Raw genomic sequence first — 17,493 nt, 5'->3', positions numbered from 1 at the left:
GTGAAATTACGTAACGGATTTTGTTCACTGAAGAGATCACGCGTCACAGAAAGGCCCGCCTGCTGTCAGATCACAGCGGGCGGGTCTGAAGAACAGGGTGATTGGCAGGTCGAAGACGGTCGAGTGGCTATTTCAGAGCCCGCAACAGCTCGATCGACGGTGTACCAGTCGCAGGCTGCCCGACGCTAGCTTGATAGGCGCTGATCGCCGCCTGGCTTTTGGGGCCCAAAACTCCATCTGCACCGCCAGTATCAAACCCCTTGGCCGTCAGGCGCTTTTGCAGCGCGACCCGGTCATCCTTGGTCAGCCCATTGGCATCGGGCGGGAACTTGCCGCGCAGCGGAGGGCCGCCTGCGATCCGGTCGGCCAGATGGCCCACCCCAATCGCATAGGCATCCGAATTGTTATAGCGCTTGATCGCCCGGAAATTGCTGGTGACAGCAAAGCTAGGTCCGCCCGCCTGCGGCTGCAGGGCCCCCGCAGCGGCTGCGCCTGTCACTTCACGTCCCCAGCTTTGTCCCCGGGTCCAGCCATTGCGCGCCAGATAAGCGGCGGTAGAGGCCAGGGCATCCGTCGGATCCTCAGACCAGATATCGCGGCGTCCATCACCGGTGAAATCCACCGCAAAGGCCTGGTAGGAGGTTGGGATAAACTGGGTATGGCCCATGGCTCCGGCCCAGCTGCCGGTCATCCGGTTCGCCGAAATATCGCCATTTTGCAGGATCTTCAGCGCCGCGATCAGCTGCTTTTCAAAAAACGCGCCGCGCCGTCCGTCATAGGCCAGCGTTGAGGTCGCCGAAACCACGGGCACATCGCCACGCCGTTCACCATAAAAGCTCTCCAGCCCCCAAATCGCAGCAATGATCGAGGCATCCACGCCGTATTTTGCCTCCAAGGCCAGCAGGGTACGTTGATGCCGCTGATAGGCGGCGCGACCCTTGCTGACGCGCTGATCCGAGACGGCAATCGACAGATAATCCTCAAGCGTGCGTTTGAATTCGGTCTGGTTGCGGTCGCGTTTCACCACCCCCGGCAGATAGCCGGCATTGCGAAAGCCCGCGCGCAGCGTCGCCTCAGTGATGCCTTTGGCCTGGGCACGGGGGTAAAAGCCTTCAACCCATTTATCATAGCCCGCATTGGGCGTGGGCTGCAGATCCGCGGGCAGCCCGGGTTGGATCACGGGGCTCCCCCCCGAATTCACCCGCTGATTGGCCGAGGTGACATTGCCACAGGCCACCAGCCCAAAGGCGGCAAACCCCAGGCCAAAGCACCGTCGCGACACCTGCGTTGTCTTACTCTTGGAAAAACTCATGATCACTGCTCGCTGTTTTCTTTCACCCTAGCGCATCTCGCCCGGCTTGCAATCTATGCGCAACTGCGGTTGGCGTCTCCCCGCCGAAGCACAGATCACCGCCCAGCATATCCACTCTGCACAACTCCTGCACATTTCATGCGCAAGAGCTGCGCAGGGCCTGTGGCATTCCTCTCGCAAGACATTCTGGCAGCGTATTGAACAGCGCTTGCGACAAAAACAAAACCGAGGAACAGAAGATGACAGGTGACTATATCGTGCGCGGCTTGCCCGCATCTATTGCCCAGGATGGCTGGTGGCTTTCCTGTGACAGCGCAGAAGACTCTCCCACCGCTAGCCCTCCCCGGCAAAGTAACTGGGCAGATCTGAGCCGCAAGAGCAGTGGCGCTCTGCTGGCGCTGGTGGTGTTGGTTGCCTTGGCCGACTGGCTGTTCTGGGGTTATGCGCCGGGGATTTCCATCGCTCTGTTCAGCTGGGCACTTTTTGGCGTGACCATACTGCTGAACCGGCCTGACGGCGCGCAGTTCAAAGACCGGACCAAGCCTGCCCTGTTGCTGTTGCTGCTGACCAGTCTGCCGGTTATCGAGCACTATCAGGCTCTATCAATGGGCTTTCAACTCTTAGGGCTTGTTACCGCCATCGCCTGGGGTCACCTGCCAGCCAAGGCCCAGATTGAGGAGCTGCCAGCGGCAGCCCTGCATTTGCTGCGCACCCTGCCGCTCTCCGGCCTGCGGGCTTTTCTGAAGGCCCTGTTCTCCAGTCCCACTGAGAGGGGCACAAAGGACTCGCAAAAGAGCAAACGAGCCGCCGCCCTGTCGCGCCACGCGCGCAACTGGAGCTTCCCTGTGGGCGGTGCTCTGGTGCTGATCACCCTCATGCTGCAGGCCAACCCCCTGCTGGAGCAGGGTCTGTTGGACCTGTTGGATTTTGATCTAGATGTCGTCGCCCTGCTGCAGCGCCTGATGTTTTGGAGCGGCACCGCTCTGATGATCTGGCCCCTGCTTGTGCCAGTGCAGACCAAATCCTCCCGCGCGCCAGATCCCGCCAGCAGTGCAAAGCGCAAGCGGCCCAGCTTTGGTCTCAATGGCGGCTCAGTGCTGCGCGCCCTGGTAGTGTTCAATCTGATCCTGACTGTGCAGAGCGGGCTGGATCTTTCCATCCTCTTTGGCGGGGCGGAACTGCCCCGGGGCATGACCCTGGCTAACTATGCCCATCGCGGCGCCTACCCATTGCTGATCACGGCCATGCTGGCCGGAAGCTTTGCCCTTGCTGCCCGCCCCTATCTGAACAGCCATGCCAGCCTGAAACCGCTGATGATGCTCTGGCTTGGCCAGAACGCCCTGCTCGGGCTCAGCTCCGTGCTGCGGCTTGATCTCTATGTCGCCAGCTTTGGCCTTACCTACCTGCGGCTCTACGCGATGATCTGGATCGGTTTGGTGGTAGTCGGCCTGATGATGACTGCTTGGCAAATTCTCAAAGTGCGTTCAAACCGGTGGTTGTTGCTACGGTGTGTCGGCTTGGGGCTGGGCACGCTCTACATCTGTGCTTTTGTAAATTTTGCCAGTGTGATAGCTACTCAGAACCTCAGCATGAGCTCAGCCCAATCGCCCGATTGGTATTACCTCTGCACCCTTGGGCCAAATGCAGCAAGCGGTATACAAGCGGCACAGCGTGCAGATGCCGATCTCGCAATCCCTCCCGATTATGCCTTCTGCTGGCAACTCGCTGCTGATCAAAAAAGCTGGCGCGAATGGGGCTTTCGCTCCTGGCGGGTAAGTTCTTATGCTGGGCTGAATTTTGACGGCACAAGCGCAGATAAGGCAAAGAGCGATGAAAATCCTACTGGTCGATGATGATCCCCGCCTGCGCGACCTCGTCCGCATCGCACTGGAACGCGCAGGCTGGCAGGTGGTGACGGCCGCCGATGGCCAAGAGGCGTTGCTGCACGCCAGCCGCGAAGACCCGGATTTCATCGTGCTGGATATTGGTCTGCCGGAACTGGACGGGTTTGAGGTCTGCCGCCGCATCCGTCAGCGTTCAGAGGTGCCGATCCTATTCCTCACTGCCCGTGACGATGAGGTCGACTGTATTCTGGGACTTGAACTGGGCGCCGATGACTATGTCACCAAACCCTTTAGCCCGCGCGAGCTGGTGGCCCGCATCCGCACCATCGTGAAACGCAGCCAAAAGGCCCAGGCACCAACAACGCTGCTCCATGGCAGCCTGAGCCTGGATACCCTGGCACACCGTTGCCAGATCAACGGGCAGGAAATCGCGCTGACTGCTCGCGAGCAGGGAATCCTTATCCTGCTGCTGCAAGACCCTGCCCGCATTCGCAGCCGCGCCGAGCTAATCACCCAGATCTGGGGGGCGGGCAGTCAGGTCTCAGATCGAACCCTGGACAGCCATCTGCGCAATCTGCGCGCCAAACTGGAGCAAGCCGGGGGCAATGACCTGATCGAAACGGTGCATGCCGTTGGCATTCGCCTGAGGGCATTTAGCTAATGCGGGCGCAACTGGTTCAAAAATGGCGCCCCTCGCTGGCGCTGGTTCTGGCGGGTGGGCTGGCCGGCACACTGGTGCTCTCCCTGATTGGCTTGGTTGCCCTGCGCTATCTGGGCCCGGAAATTGGCTTTCGCAATGCCGCCTTCCTGCTGGCGGCAATGATCCTACTGGCAACGTCATTTCTCGGTTGGCTGCTGGTTCGGCTGCTGCTTTCACCCATTCGCGCACTCAATGCCTATGCCGCTCAGACCCGCAGCCAACCCCGCCAAGCCGTTGACCCACCTGAACAATCCGGAACAGCTGAATTGCACATGATGGCGCAGAACGTCGTTGATATGGCCGAACACCTGCGCAACCGGGAAATGACCATTCGCAGTTTCACCGATCACGTCAGCCACGAGATCAAAACCCCAGTCTCCGCCATTCGCGCCGCGGCTGAATTGATCGAGGACGGCGGCGCCCTGCCCCTTGAAGATCAAAAACTGCTCGCCCAAATTGAGGGTGCCGCACACCAGATCGAAGAGCAGCTCACAGCCCTACGCGAGGTCGCACGCGCCCGCGAGATGGCCCATCACGGCAGCAGCACGCTCGCCCCCCTGCGCACCTGGCTTGGGGAGGGATTTGCCGATCTTGACCTCTCCTTCTTAGGCATCGAACTGTCGCTGCCTATCGGGGAAAGCGGGTTGCGGGTGATCCTGACGCACCTGTTGAACAACGCCCGCGAACAGGGCGCGCAACGGGTTGTGATCGACGCCGAGCTGCAAGGCGCAGATCTGGCGTTGAACATTACGGACGATGGGCAGGGTATCTCGCCCGGCAATGCGGCACAGATCTTTGATCCGTTTTTCACCACCAAGCGCAGCCAGGGGGGCACGGGTATGGGGCTGACCATCCTGCGAAATATGCTCAGCGTTCATGGCGGCGAGATCGCGCTGCAGCCCAGCGAGAGCGGGGCCTGCTTTGTCATCCGTTTTCCGGGAACCTTTTCGCGCTGAATCCCGCCGATACCCGGCTGGCATTTCTGCCAAACCCCGCTAGGCTGGCAAGCACCCCTTTGCCCGCCGGAGCCTGCTTTATGTTCACTCGACTTATTGTTTTGCTCGCAGCTCTTTGGCTGCTGCCCCTGCCCGCCTCGGCTCTGGACCGCGCCAAGATCGAGCGGCAGTTTCAGGACTGGTTGCAGCAGGAAATCTGGCCGACAGCCAAAGCGGAAGGTGTCAAACGCAAGACCTTTAAGGCGGCCTTTTCCGGTGTGACCCTAAATTGGGATCTGCCCGATCTGGTCCCCCCCGGCACCACAGCACAGGTGCCGCGCCAGCAACGCCAGGCGGAATTTGGCGTGCCCGCCAAGTATTTTAGCCGAGGCGGGCTGGACGGGGCCACCGCCATGGGGCGCAAGATGTTGCAGCGCCATGCCAGCACCCTGGCAAGGGTTGAGGCCGAAACCGGAGTGCCGGGACGGATCGCCATTGCCATCTGGGGCCGTGAAAGCGCCCATGGCCGCGCCAAGATCCCGCATAATGTGTTTCGAGTACTGGGCACCAAGGCCTTTATGAGCACCCGCGCCGAGTATTTCAGCACGGAGCTGCTCGCCGCATTACAAATTGCACAGGCGGGCCATGTGCAGGCCAACAGCATGAAAAGCAGCTGGGCCGGGGCGCTAGGCCAGCCCCAGTTTATGCCCAGCAATTTCCTGAAATATGCGACGGACGGCGATGGCGATGGCCGCGCCGATATCTGGGGATCTGAAGCGGACACACTGATGTCTATCGGACATTTCCTTGCCGAACACGGTTGGCAACAAGGCCGCGACTGGGGATTTGAGGTCAAAGTACCCGCTGCAGTCTCTTGCAGCCTGGAAGGCCCGGATCAGGGCCGCAGCATCGCCGATTGGGAGGCTCTGGGCATTACCCGCGTCTCTGGCCGGCCCTTCCCCGCAGCAGAGCGCACCGGAGAGGGATATTTAATGATGCCAGCCGGGCGCTATGGACCCGCCTTTATTGTCACGCCCAATTTCTATGTGCTGAAGGACTACAACAAAAGCGATCTCTATGCGCTGTTTGTCGGCCATGTCGGTGACCGTATTCGATATGGCGTGGGCGATTTCACCAACCGCTGGCAGAGGCTGGACAGGCTTTACCGCTCAGATGTGGCCGCCATGCAGCGTGGGCTCGAAGCCCTGGGCCACGATGTTGGCGGCGCCGATGGCTTGGTGGGGTTTAAAACCCGCCGTTCCATCGGCCGCTGGCAAGAACGTATGGGTAAAGAGCCAAGTTGTTTCCCAGATAGTTCAATGAAATCATTGGCTTCAAACTAGTGTGATCGAGAACCCCTGCCCCCTCGCACCGGGTTTCAACCCGTGCTATAGCAGCGCAGATTTCAACAAGCGGCCCCTCCCCGGTCGCGAGGCCATGATGCGACAAAGCCCCCTTTCGCATCACGACGGCAGGACAGAAGACAACACATGAAACGCGTTCTGGTTACCGGCACCGCCGGCTTCATCGGCTATCACCTCGCCAAGCTCCTGTTGGACGAGGGTTTTCGTGTGCATGGCTTTGACGGCATGACCGAATACTATGATGTTGCACTGAAACGACGTCGCCATGCCATGCTGCTGCAGCACCCCAATTTCACCGCCACCGAGGCGATGCTGGAGGATGCCGCAGGATTTGACACTATGGCGGATGGTTTTGCTCCGCAGGTGATCATTCACCTCGCTGGTCAGGCAGGCGTGCGCTATAGCCTTGAAAACCCGAGGTCGTATCTAGAAACCAATGTCATGGGCACCTTCAATGTGATGGAGGCTGCCAAACGCCTGAAGGTCGAACATCTGCTGATGGCCTCCTCCTCTTCGGTCTATGGCGGCAACGATGTGATGCCCTTTACCGAGCTGGACCGCACCGATGCGCCGCTCACCATCTATGCCGCCAGCAAAAAAGCAAACGAAAGCATGGGCCATTCCTATGCGCATCTCTGGGATCTACCGACCACCATGTTCCGGTTTTTTACCGTCTATGGGCCCTGGGGGCGGCCTGATTTGGCGTTCTATAAATTTGCCGATGCCATCCTAGAAGACCGCCCCATCGACATCTACAACCACGGTGAGATGTACCGAGATTTCACCTATGTCGATGATCTGGTGCGGGGTATCCGCCTGTTGATCGACGTGGTGCCCCAGCGCCCTGCCAGCAAGGACGAGATTGAAGAGGGAGATAGCCTGTCTCCGGTGGCGGCTTATCGGGTGGTCAATATCGGCAATTCGGAAAAGGTACGGCTGCTGGATTTCATCGATGCAATCGAGACCAGCCTCGGCAAAAAAGCCATCCGCAACTACATGGAGATGCAGATCGGCGATGTGCCTGCGACCTGGGCCGATGCGACCCTATTGAAATCCCTGACGGGCTATCAGCCGCAAACGGATTTTCGTGAGGGTATTGACCGCTTTGTGCGCTGGTTCCGAGACTACTATCAGAAATAGCAGCCCCAGCCGATTGTTGCGTCCAAAGACCGTTTCAGCCAATCCGATGTGCGATCATATTGAGGATCTGCTCGGCGGTATCGGCATTGATCACCCTGCCCTTCAGTTCGATCCGCAGCCCATCCACTGAAACCTCAGCGCTTAGCGCGCCACCTTTGGGCAGGTCGCGGCTGGGAATCTGGGTGATCTCCTGCGGGCGCCCGCCGCGGGATTTGTCACGAGGCGCAACGCTTGCGCTTTTCATGGCTTTTTGCAGCAGAACCCATTCGGATTTGGCATCCTGTGCCCTTGCCTCTGCCAGGGCAGCGCGCAGCTGGCCTTGGCTCCCTTCCCGCAATGCTGTCGCCAGGGCGAGCCCCGCTTTTTCAGTCAACCCAGTTGGAAATTGCAGCAGATCGCCCAGGGCTTCGTGCACCTTGGCAAAGCTGCGCACCTTGGAACGCTTGGCCTTGGACGCCGTTCCAAACAGCGCGTCCACGGCAGCTTCGACCGAGGAAAAGACCGACTGATCCGCGGCCAATACTGCAATGCGTCCACGCTCGTAATGGCTGAGGTTGGCGCGAACCTCGTTTTCCTCGACCATCGACACATAGGCCGCCTGCCCCGCATCCGCGTCACGGACAAAGGCCGGGATCTGGACAAAGCGCTCGCTGTCGGCCGCCAGGGCGCGATAGGCCTGCAGCCGGCGAAAGCCAGAGATAAGCCCGTATCCAGCCTCAGTCTTGGCGACCTCGATGGGGGCACGCAACCCGTTTTCCTTGATCGAGGCCTGCAGCTCGGCCATGGCCTCGGCGTCCTCAATCAGACGATCGCGGCGGATGAAATCCTGATCAATATCCGCAAGCGCCAGCATCTGAACGACCAGCCCCTCCTGCTCGGCCTCACGCCAGCGCGCCGCATCGCCCTGATCCCGGGCCAGCGCCACACGATCCGTAACCCCGGCCATACTATTGAGGCTGGCGGCTTCGGCCGCGACCTGGGCGATGGGCGGCACGGTTGATTTGGTCTCAAACGGATTGGCCGAGGGTTTCGTCGCGAAACCTTCCTCCAACTCTTGCAACTCGCTGGCATCCGGGGCGATCAATCTTCTGCGTTTAGCCATTGTGCTCATCTCCCATATTGGCATCGCGCCACCAGCACCCGATCAGTAGTTCCTTGAATTCCGCATAGGTGCGATCAAATGTTTCCCGCCCACGCACATAGGTATCGCGGTTAAAGTCACGGTAATCCGCTTCGTAGATGCCGTTCACCTGCTCACCGGCCTGGCCCACAAGCGCGGTATAATCCTGCCGGTAGGCATTCATGAAATCACCAAAATAGGCCTGGATCACATTGGCCATATCGGTCTGTTGGCTGGCATCAAAACGCGTAACGATGGCCCGTACAACATCCCATTCAAACTTGATTTCCGGTAACCCCGCCGCACGCTGTGCAGTGTTTTCACCATCCTCGATGGAGGCAAAGGTGGTGTAGAGCATGTCAAAGAAGCGACCGGTAGAGTCAAACTCGAGGTAGGAGGCCCCGAGGGGAACCAGCAGGATATCCGCCGCCGCCAAGGCGTTGATGGTCAGATAGCCAAGCGCCGGAGGCGTATCGAGAAAGATGACATCGTAGTCATCCAGGATCTTTTCATCCTCTAAGAAGTTGGTCAGACCATCCCACAGCGGCCAGCTCCGCAGCCCCATGCGCCAGACCGGGATCTGAAATTCGGCCCAGTAGAGATTGAGTTGCGCGCCGATAAGATCAATATTGGGCCAGTGGGTTTTCTGGATGACATCCTGAGGTGTGGTCTTCAGGGCCTCTTGCAGGGTTTCGTCCAGCGGGATCTCCGGCTGGCTCGCTGCTGCGCGGACTTCGTTTTCCGCCTGAACCGCTTTGGCATAATCCTTGGCCATGAGCGGAAAGACGGTCTGCCATTCATCAGCAACCTTGCCGCCCATGATTGAGGTCATGGACCCCTGGCTATCGAGATCAATGACTAGGACCTTATACCCATCCAACGCCGCCGACATGGCCAGGTGCGCAGCCGTCGAAGTTTTCCCTACGCCACCCTTAAAATTTGCCACCGAGACGACCTTGGCGGGCAGGCCCTCGGGCCTGTAAGGCAGGTACTCTTTGGTGCTGACACCTTCGCTGGCAAAATGTTGGCGCAGCGCCAGAACCTCTTCGAGGGTAAACCATTTCGAGCCGCCTTCGCCTTCACCCTGGGGGAGATCAGGATTGGCCTTGAGCACCCGACGCAGATGGGCGGGGGCCACCGGGATCAGATATTTCGTGATCTCCCAGGTCGAGAATTTACGCAGCCGTTTCTGGCCATCCGGGGCGTAGCCCCGCCGTGCCAGGTCTTCACGTCCCTTGCTGCAAAAGGCAGCGGCCTTGGCAAATCGGGCGGTGCCGATTGCATCTGGCAGCTTCTTTGCGGCTGTCTCAGGGTCAAGATTGAGATAGGGCGGCAGGGAAGGTGAGGGGGGTTTGCTCATATTGTTGCCTCGTAACATGTTCGCCTTTTTGGCGTATGTTGGGAAAATTAACGGACATCCTTGGATCAATCCAGCATTGTCTGCTTTTTTTGCCTCAACCGTGGCAAATTCACAGGTTTCGCCGCGAAACCACCAAAAAACAGAAAAATCTGCACAACAAACGTTTAGTTTTTTTTGGATTTTTAGAATCTTTGGTCCTTAAAAAACATTGTTTTTCAATGCTGTAGTCTGTTTTGGGTGCCTGAAAACAGGCTACAGGGTACCATTTTACGGGATCTAAGGTACCCATCAACAGGTTTATGGGTCGCTGGCTTCGGGTTTTGAGGTGCCGATTCTCGGGACGGTGTTCGGGGCGATATTAGGCACTTCAGCGGGGTGTTAGGCCCTAAAATGACTCTGCGCGAGCTCTGGGGTGGTGCCCATGTGTGGGGTGTTTTTGCGACTGAGCCTCGTTGGCGATGGGCGTGATGATTCTAGACGGCTGTGACCTCTCCTGTAATTGGGTACCTTTGAGGTGACGTTTTGGGAACCTGTGCGTGATTGAAACATGGGTACCTTATATGGCATGATGTCGCAAAAATCGAGCAGGTATTTGAGATGAGCGATTCCCAGATCGACATGGATTCCCTATCCGGCGCATTGCGCCGCGAAACCGTAAAAAAGAACGTGGCCGCGATTCATATCAGCGGCAAGCTCAGCCTGTTGCAGCGCAAGCTGTCCAATGTGCTTTTGCTCAATGCCTATGACACCCTGACCACGGCGCAGAGCCACACGATTGATGCGCGCACCCTGGCGACGATCGTTGGGTACAACTCCAACGATTTTGACACCCTACGTGCCAGTCTGCGAGCGCTGGCCGAAACCGTTGCAGAGTGGGACATGCTGGATGAAAAAGGGCGGCAGGAATGGGGAGTCTCCTCGCTGCTGTCCTTTGCTAAGCTGAAGAATGGTGTTTGCGAATATGCCTATTCCCCGGCTTTGGCCCAGAAACTGCATGACCCCAAAATCTATGCGCTGATCAATGTGCATATTCAGCGCAATTTCAGCTCTGGCCACGGACTGGCGCTCTATGAAAATTGCTATCGTTTTGTGCGCACCCGCTCGACAGGTTGGTGGAGCCTAGAGACCTTTCGCAAACTGATGGGTGTAGATGGGTCCAGCTATTACGAGAGCTTCAAACACCTGAATGCCAAAATCATTAAACCGGCGGTGGGCGAGGTGAATAAGAGTTCGGATATCATCATCACGCCGGAGTTTCAGAAGAAGGGGCGATCCGTGAGCGACATCCGCTTTCTGATCAAATCCAACCCCCAGATGGCAATGTTCCAGATTGATGACAGCGACGGGATGCGCAACCTGGCCACCTATAAGGCGCTGCGCGGGCAGGGGGTCTCTGACCGTTTGGCGCGGCAATGGATCACCGAACACGGCGAGGACTATGTAAAGCAGAAGCTTTCGCTGATGGGCGAACAGGCGCAGGTCAAGAGCTCCGTGGGCTATCTTTCCGCGGCGCTGCGCGATGACTATCAACCGCAGAAGCCTGTGGCGAAACCTGAACCGAGCCCCGAAGCACGAGAGGCCGCCCGATTGCGAGATCTGGACCGTGCCAAAGAAGAAGCCGATTATGCGGCGCGTCAGGCGGAACGGGCAGGGCGCGCGCGTCGGCTTGATTTGGTCGAGGAGTTGGTTTCGCGGCGAAACCCCACTCAGCGGGATGCCGACAAGCAGTTGTTCATGGCGGGGTTGGACGATGATCTGGAACGCGAAAACTTTCGCGCCCATGGCTGGCGGTCCGCCCTGAATGCCAGCGCGATTATTGCCTTTTGGCAGGAGCTGGAACCGGAGGCCTTTGAAACCTGAGAGCTGGAAGGGCAGGGGGTATTAGGAGCTCTGTTGCTCGGATTGGTATCTGCGAAGTTCCAGGTTCACCCGCGACGTAAAGAGCTGAAACATGTCTGAATCCAGCGTTTCATACATGAGCTCTTTGTCGTGTTGCAGCGCAAAATGGCCAATGACGGATCCGTTTTCATCACGGATATTGAGACCAAGATAGGAGACTAGGTTGTGCTGTTTGTTTTGGTCCTGTTCAGGAAATTGCTCCTGCAGCACGGTTGGGACGAGAAAGACATCCTTATCCTTTAGATGTGCGCAGGGGGTGCCCTCATAGGCAACTATTTTGCCTTCGGAGGCCTCGATCAGTGCGCCGTCCTGGCAGCATGTCAGCACGCGGAAACAGTTGTCGTTGTCAGCCAGACATTCAGCGATAAAGACGACCCGGATTTTAAGCATGGTTTGCATTTGTTGGCAGAGCAGTCGCAGCGCCTCCAAGTTCCCCCTATGGTCTGGCCGCTGCATCAAAGCCGACAGCATCTGCATGGCATGAACGGTTGCCAGTTCCGCGCCCAACCGTTCCACAAAAAGCTCGATCGTTTCGATAACGTTGTCGGCCTCTTCCTGATCGACGTCACGCCGCCACGCGGCCTGTATCAGGCCGATTGTTTCCCCGTCCCGGTTTTTGAGCGGAAAGCCGATATAACTGTGTATTTTTTCTTCTATGAAAAATGAGTCCTCGGGATAGGCCTCTTGGACCTTGCACAGAAAGGTCTGCCGCGTTTCGTTTTTGATCACGTCAAAGCAGGGGGTGATGGTTGCGTCGTAGCTGAATTCGCCCAGTGACCTGCCATCAAAGCAGCTGGCCAGAACATTGATCCGCTCGCTCTCCGTCACTATCAGCTCGCCAATTGTGACCAGATCGATCTCAAAGCAATCCGCAAGTGTGTCGGTGAAGATCTGCATGAAGTCCTGACCGGTTGAGGTGGCAAGAACCATCAACTCATCGGAGCTATCCGGACTATGCCAGTCTTGATTTCCTGTGCCGGTCATAGGGGCTCCCGTAACACTCGTACCAATAGATTGCCCTCTGCGAAGGCACATTCAAACAATCTGATCCCAAGCGAGGGTTCAGTTGAGATCGACTAAGGCCAAAACCGGAAAACCGGTTCTTAGATCTGCCTGTACAATTGTGAATAGTTCTGCAGGCAGGCTCATGGCAACAAAATCTTGCAGCTTTGAGAATGTTACGCCCTATCAGGCCGTCAAGTATTTTCAGAATGTGACATGGTCTTGTTGCGTATTGCAGTTCTTTGTCAGGTTCTGAAACGTGGAAGCCATAAGAACTCATGGCGGCAGAGTGTCAGACGACTGGCTTCATCCAAGAAGGGGCTTCAGGAAGTTTAAGCAGCCGACTGGGCCTTACTAGCTGTATTTTAATCCGCAATAAGTGACAGCGCGAAGCCGTACTGATGAGCAGTCTGAAGCTACGATCGCGCATAAACGTCTTCATAGCGAACGATGTCATCTTCCCCGACGTAGGCGCCAGTCTGTACCTCGATCAAAACCATCGGTACTTTACCGGGGTTTTCCATCCGATGTACGCAGCCGACCGGTAGATAGACCGACTGGTTTTCAGTCACCAGCCTTACCTCGTCGTCAATGGTCACTTTTGCGGTGCCCTCGACGACGACCCAATGTTCCGAGCGGTGGAAATGGCTTTGTAATGATAGGCTGGCGCCGGGGTGAACCATAATCCGTTTGACCTGGAAACGGTCTCCCACCACCAGGCTTTCAAACCAGCCCCAGGGACGGTGATCCTTTGGAAAGGCTGTGGCCTGAATCGCGCCTTTTTCTTTCAGTGCGGAAACGGCAAGCTTCACATCCTGTGCACGGGATTTATCTGCGATCAGAACCGCGTCGTTCATTGCGACGGCCATGATGCCGTCCAAACCAATGCCGACAACCTCTAGTCGGTCACTGTCTGACCGCAGGAGGCTGTCGGTGCAGTCAATAGCGGTAGCCCCGCCGCTGGTCACGACACCTTTTTCGTCAGGCCCTGCTTCGCGCCAAACCGCATCCCAGCCGCCAAGATCGGACCAGGCCGCATCAAAGGGCACCACTGAAAGGTTTTGGGCGTGTTCCATAACGGCGTAATCAACAGAGATATCATCCGCTTTTGACCAAGGCTCGGGGGCTAGGCGCAGAAAGCCAAGATCGACCTGGGCGTCGTCCAGAGCAGATTGCACTGGCGCAATCAGATCGGCGGCATGGGTCTTGAAGGCGGCTATGATGTCTTTGGCGGCAAACAGAAAAATGCCAGCGTTCCATTTGAAATTCCCAGCAGCCAACATTTCTGTGGCGCGGGCGACATTTGGTTTCTCGACAAACTGTTTGAGCCGCACTGGTCGGCCAGTATCGGCAGGCTTTTCAGCCAGTTCGAGATAGCCGTAAGCGGTTTCCGCGTGTGTCGGCGTGATGCCAAAGGTCACCAGCTGGCCTTCGGCCACAGCCTGCAAGCCCTGGGTCAGAGCGGCATGGAAGGCTGCAACATCAGGAACCACGTGGTCAGAAGGGGCAACCAGCAAAATCGACTCGGGGTCTTGTGCATATGCATTTTGCGCAGCAGCGAGAACCGCAGGAGCGGTATTGCGCCCTTCAGGCTCGATCAGGATTGCGCCGGGGTCAATGCCAACGGCCTGCAACTGTTCGGTGACAATAAACCGAAAGTCAGAATTGGTCAGGACCATGGGGGCTGCAAATTCGACACCATTGCCCTGATCCGTCAGCCGTTTGGCGGAAGCCTGAAACAGGGTTTCTTCGCCCATCAATGGCACAAATTGCTTTGGATAGCTTTTACGCGACAGTGGCCACAATCGGGTGCCAGAGCCTCCGCAAAGAAGAATAGGGATAATTTGAGTCACTAGGGGATACCCAACGAGACAGAAGTTGCACTGGTTTCTTGGTATCGGAGCATGGGGCTCGAAACAAGGTCGTGGGTCACTTTGTTGTATAAATTCGTTTTTTTTGGTTTTCACGACACGGAAGTTGGTCGTGTTTGGATCCGGGCGCAGCACTTAGCTCATAAAAAGGGCTGTTGTCCGGCCTCAGGGCGAGGGCTGCGATATGCTCGTAGCAAGGGTCCAAGTGTATACTGATCGCAAAGACATCCTGAAGAAAGCGCCCGGGGGCAGCTCCATCGGATTGCAGTTTGAGCAACAGGTGAGCTCTACAAGCGCAGATCCGAGGCCTCGGGGGGGAGGATATATTTCAGATCGTAGAGCACGGCGCCTTCGGTCCCAAAGGCGCGGAAATCTCTGTCTTGCATCTTTGCGAACTCGGCGTGGGCCACGGCGAGGATGATGCCATCATAAGCCTGCTGTTCCGGCTGCTCCACCAGCTTTAGGCCCAGGGTGGCCCTCGCGGCGATTGGATCTGCATGGGGGTCATGCACATCGACAGTTAGCCCATAGTCTTCCAAACCTTGGACCACATCCACAACCCGTGTGTTGCGCAGGTCAGGGCAGTTTTCCTTGAAGGTCAGCCCCATGATCAGAACCCGATGCATTGGTTTGCCACGTTTCACCAGTGCCTTGATCATCTGTTGGGCGACATAGGTGCCCATCCCGTCATTCAGGCGGCGTCCGGCCAGCAGGATGTCCGGGTGATAGCCCAGGCTCTCGGCCTTGTGCGTCAGATAGTAGGGATCGACGCCAATGCAGTGTCCTCCGACCAGACCGGGGCGGAAGGGGAGAAAATTCCATTTGCTGCCCGCCGCCTGCAGGACGGCTTCGGTGTCGATGCCCATGCGGTTAAAGATCATCGCCAGCTCATTGACCAGGGCGATATTGATGTCGCGTTGGCTGTTTTCGATCACCTTGGCGGCCTCGGCCACGCGGATGCTGGGGGCCAGATGGGTGCCGGCGGTGACAACCTCATTGTAAAGGGCATCGACCTCTGCGGCCACCTCGGGGGTCGAGCCTGATGTGACTTTAGTGATATTGGCCAGGCGGCGGTTCTTGTCACCAGGATTGATCCGCTCGGGTGAGTAGCCAACATGGAAATCCTGGTTGAAGCGCAGACCGGATTCTGCCTCCAGCACCGGCACGCAGTCTTCCTCAGTCGCGCCGGGATAGACGGTGCTTTCGTAAATCACTAGATCACCAGGCTTGAGCACCGCCCCAACGGTTTTGGAGGCCGCCAGTAGCGGGCGCAGGTCCGGCCGGTGGCTGGTATCCACGGGGGTAGGGACGGTGACAATATAGATCTTGGCGTCAGTGATTTCAGTGGGGTTCGCGGTGAGCGTCAGGTGGGTTGCCTTGGCCAGCTCTTGTTCCGAGATCTCGCCGGTCTGATCATTGCCTGTGCGCAGCTCGGAGACGCGTTTTTCGTCGATGTCAAATCCAAGGGTAGGGCGGTTGCGCCCAAAGGCCACCGCCAAGGGCAGGCCGACATAACCAAGGCCAATGATGCAAATCTGATCTGGCATGTTCTGCTCCTGCAGGGATTGGGCGTCGGGTTTCTGACGCGCTTTTGCAGATGCCCATATAGTCATTTGCCCAGCTCTGGACCAGCCCTGCTGCGCGTCAGATTTCATCTGCTGCCCGGTTGTGACCTTTCCGGTTTGGCTTGGTCCGGAGTTTCGACTACACACAACTTCGCATAGGGGAAGAGTACTGTAGGTGTGGAATGAAGATTGCCGTTGCCGGAATAGGATATGTGGGCCTGTCGAATGCCGTCTTGTTGGCGCAGAACCATCAGGTGACGGCTGTTGATGTGACGCAGGCGCGGGTCGAAATGATCAATGCCCGCAAATGTCCCATTGTTGATGCTGAACTAGAGCGTTTTCTAGCAGAAAAGCCACTACAGCTGGACGCGACACTTGATGCAGATGTCGCCTATCGCGATGCCGAATTTGTGATCATCGCGACACCGACGGATTACGATACCGATAATAACTACTTTGACACCTCGAGCGTTGAGGCGGTGATTTCTCAGGTGTTGGAGATCAATCCACGGGCCACAATTGTCATCAAATCCACCATCCCGGTGGGATTTGTGCAGCGTATTCGGGAAGAGCTGGGCATCGAAAACCTGATGTTTTCACCGGAATTCCTACGCGAAGGTCAGGCGCTTTATGATAATTTGCATCCCTCGCGGATCATCGTCGGCTCACAAAGCGAAGCGGCCCACAGATTTGCCGACTTGCTGATTGAAGGCGCGGTGAAAAAAGACGTGCCGGTTCTCTTCACCGATCCCAGCGAGGCCGAGGCGATCAAGCTCTTTGCCAATACCTATCTCGCGATGCGGGTGGCTTTTTTCAACGAACTGGACAGCTATGCCATGGCGGGTGGCATGGAGGCGCGCCAGATCATCGAAGGCATCGGCTATGATCCGCGGATCGGCAATCACTACAACAACCCCTCATTCGGGTATGGCGGCTATTGTCTGCCTAAGGATACCAAGCAGCTCTTGGCGAATTACTCCGAAGTGCCGCAGAATCTGATCCGTGCCATCGTTGATGCAAATCATACACGCAAAGATTTCTTGGCAGAGCAGATTATTGCCAAGGCGCCCAATGTGGTGGGCATCTACCGCCTGGTGATGAAGGCGGGGTCGGATAATTTCCGCCGCTCTTCCATTCAAGGCATCATGAAGCGGATCAAGGCCAAGGGCATCAAGGTCGTGGTCTATGAGCCGGTCCTGCAGGAGGATGAGTTCTTTGGCTCGGCGGTATTGCAGGATCTGGAGGCCTTTAAGCAGGTGTCCGATGTCATCGTTGCCAACCGGGTGACCGATGATATTCGCGATGTCGAGGCCAAAATCTTTACCCGCGATCTGTCGGGCACCGACTAGATCGGCCCGCGCCAACAATGAATGCCCCAATG

General features: G+C 57.3%; 13 protein-coding genes. 7 read left to right on the top strand and 6 right to left on the bottom strand.

Going from position 1 to position 17,493, the window contains the following annotated elements; translation table 11 throughout:
- Window positions 1-127: 127 nt before the first annotated feature.
- Complete coding sequence (locus AN476_RS13925) at window positions 128-1,312, bottom strand: lytic murein transglycosylase (protein ID WP_054462206.1); 1,185 nt, start codon at window positions 1,310-1,312, stop codon at window positions 128-130.
- 239 nt (window positions 1,313-1,551) lie between these two features.
- Between AN476_RS13925 and AN476_RS13920 the strand changes: the two genes are divergently transcribed.
- The 5 genes from AN476_RS13920 to AN476_RS13900 all read left to right on the top strand — a co-directional run bounded on the left by AN476_RS13920 (window position 1,552) and on the right by AN476_RS13900 (window position 7,295).
- Window positions 1,552-3,165: a DUF4173 domain-containing protein gene (locus tag AN476_RS13920; protein ID WP_157063762.1), complete on the top strand. Its 1,614-nt coding sequence runs from the start codon at window positions 1,552-1,554 to the stop codon at window positions 3,163-3,165.
- Entirely contained in the window at window positions 3,143-3,817 is a 675-nt protein-coding gene (locus tag AN476_RS13915; protein ID WP_054462204.1) for a response regulator transcription factor, read from the top strand. Before AN476_RS13920 ends, AN476_RS13915 begins: the two co-directional genes overlap by 23 nt.
- Window positions 3,817-4,812, top strand: coding sequence for a HAMP domain-containing sensor histidine kinase (locus AN476_RS13910; RefSeq protein ID WP_054462203.1), 996 nt, complete (start codon window positions 3,817-3,819; stop codon window positions 4,810-4,812). The genes AN476_RS13915 and AN476_RS13910 overlap by 1 nt, the downstream gene beginning before the upstream one ends.
- An 80-nt stretch (window positions 4,813-4,892) precedes the next feature.
- A complete protein-coding gene (locus AN476_RS13905; protein WP_054462202.1) occupies window positions 4,893-6,134 on the top strand; it encodes a lytic murein transglycosylase in 1,242 nt (413 codons plus the stop codon).
- Between the two features lie 147 nt (window positions 6,135-6,281).
- The gene (locus AN476_RS13900) at window positions 6,282-7,295 is read left to right on the top strand and encodes an NAD-dependent epimerase/dehydratase family protein (RefSeq protein WP_054462201.1); all 1,014 of its coding nucleotides are present in this window, start codon (window positions 6,282-6,284) and stop codon (window positions 7,293-7,295) included.
- 34 nt (window positions 7,296-7,329) lie between these two features.
- Here the strand turns inward: AN476_RS13900 and AN476_RS13895 are convergent, their stop codons facing one another.
- Both AN476_RS13895 and AN476_RS13890 read right to left on the bottom strand, forming a co-directional pair.
- Complete coding sequence (locus AN476_RS13895; RefSeq protein ID WP_054462200.1) at window positions 7,330-8,397, bottom strand: ParB N-terminal domain-containing protein; 1,068 nt, start codon at window positions 8,395-8,397, stop codon at window positions 7,330-7,332.
- On the bottom strand, window positions 8,390-9,775 hold the full coding sequence (locus tag AN476_RS13890) for an AAA family ATPase (protein ID WP_054462199.1): 1,386 nt from the start codon (window positions 9,773-9,775) through the stop codon (window positions 8,390-8,392). Before AN476_RS13890 ends, AN476_RS13895 begins: the two co-directional genes overlap by 8 nt.
- Window positions 9,776-10,372: 597 nt before the next feature.
- On the opposite strand from AN476_RS13890, the gene AN476_RS13885 reads away from it, so the two are divergent.
- Window positions 10,373-11,635, top strand: coding sequence for a replication initiation protein (locus AN476_RS13885; protein WP_054462198.1), 1,263 nt, complete (start codon window positions 10,373-10,375; stop codon window positions 11,633-11,635).
- Window positions 11,636-11,656: 21 nt separating this feature from the next.
- On the opposite strand, the gene AN476_RS13880 is transcribed toward AN476_RS13885, so the two are convergent.
- From AN476_RS13880 to AN476_RS13870, 3 genes are all read right to left on the bottom strand, one after another.
- Window positions 11,657-12,658 carry a hypothetical protein gene (locus tag AN476_RS13880; protein ID WP_054462197.1) on the bottom strand — a complete coding sequence of 334 codons (1,002 nt, stop codon included), beginning with the start codon at window positions 12,656-12,658 and terminating at the stop codon, window positions 11,657-11,659.
- A 434-nt stretch (window positions 12,659-13,092) separates the two neighbouring features.
- A complete protein-coding gene (locus tag AN476_RS13875; protein ID WP_054462196.1) occupies window positions 13,093-14,529 on the bottom strand; it encodes a mannose-1-phosphate guanylyltransferase/mannose-6-phosphate isomerase in 1,437 nt (478 codons plus the stop codon).
- 305 nt (window positions 14,530-14,834) lie between these two features.
- Window positions 14,835-16,094, bottom strand: a complete 1,260-nt coding sequence (locus AN476_RS13870) for a nucleotide sugar dehydrogenase (RefSeq protein WP_054462260.1) — start codon at window positions 16,092-16,094, stop codon at window positions 14,835-14,837.
- Between the two features lie 200 nt (window positions 16,095-16,294).
- Here AN476_RS13870 and AN476_RS13865 point away from each other — a divergent pair, with 200 nt between their 5' ends.
- A complete protein-coding gene (locus AN476_RS13865; RefSeq protein WP_054462195.1) occupies window positions 16,295-17,461 on the top strand; it encodes a nucleotide sugar dehydrogenase in 1,167 nt (388 codons plus the stop codon).
- Window positions 17,462-17,493 lie beyond the last annotated feature (32 nt).

Origin of the sequence: Phaeobacter sp. 11ANDIMAR09 (genome assembly GCF_001294455.1) — a bacterium.
GTDB lineage: Bacteria > Pseudomonadota > Alphaproteobacteria > Rhodobacterales > Rhodobacteraceae > Pseudophaeobacter.
Note: the sequence above shows the minus strand (reverse complement) of the source record. Positions and strands in the feature narration are given on the sequence as shown.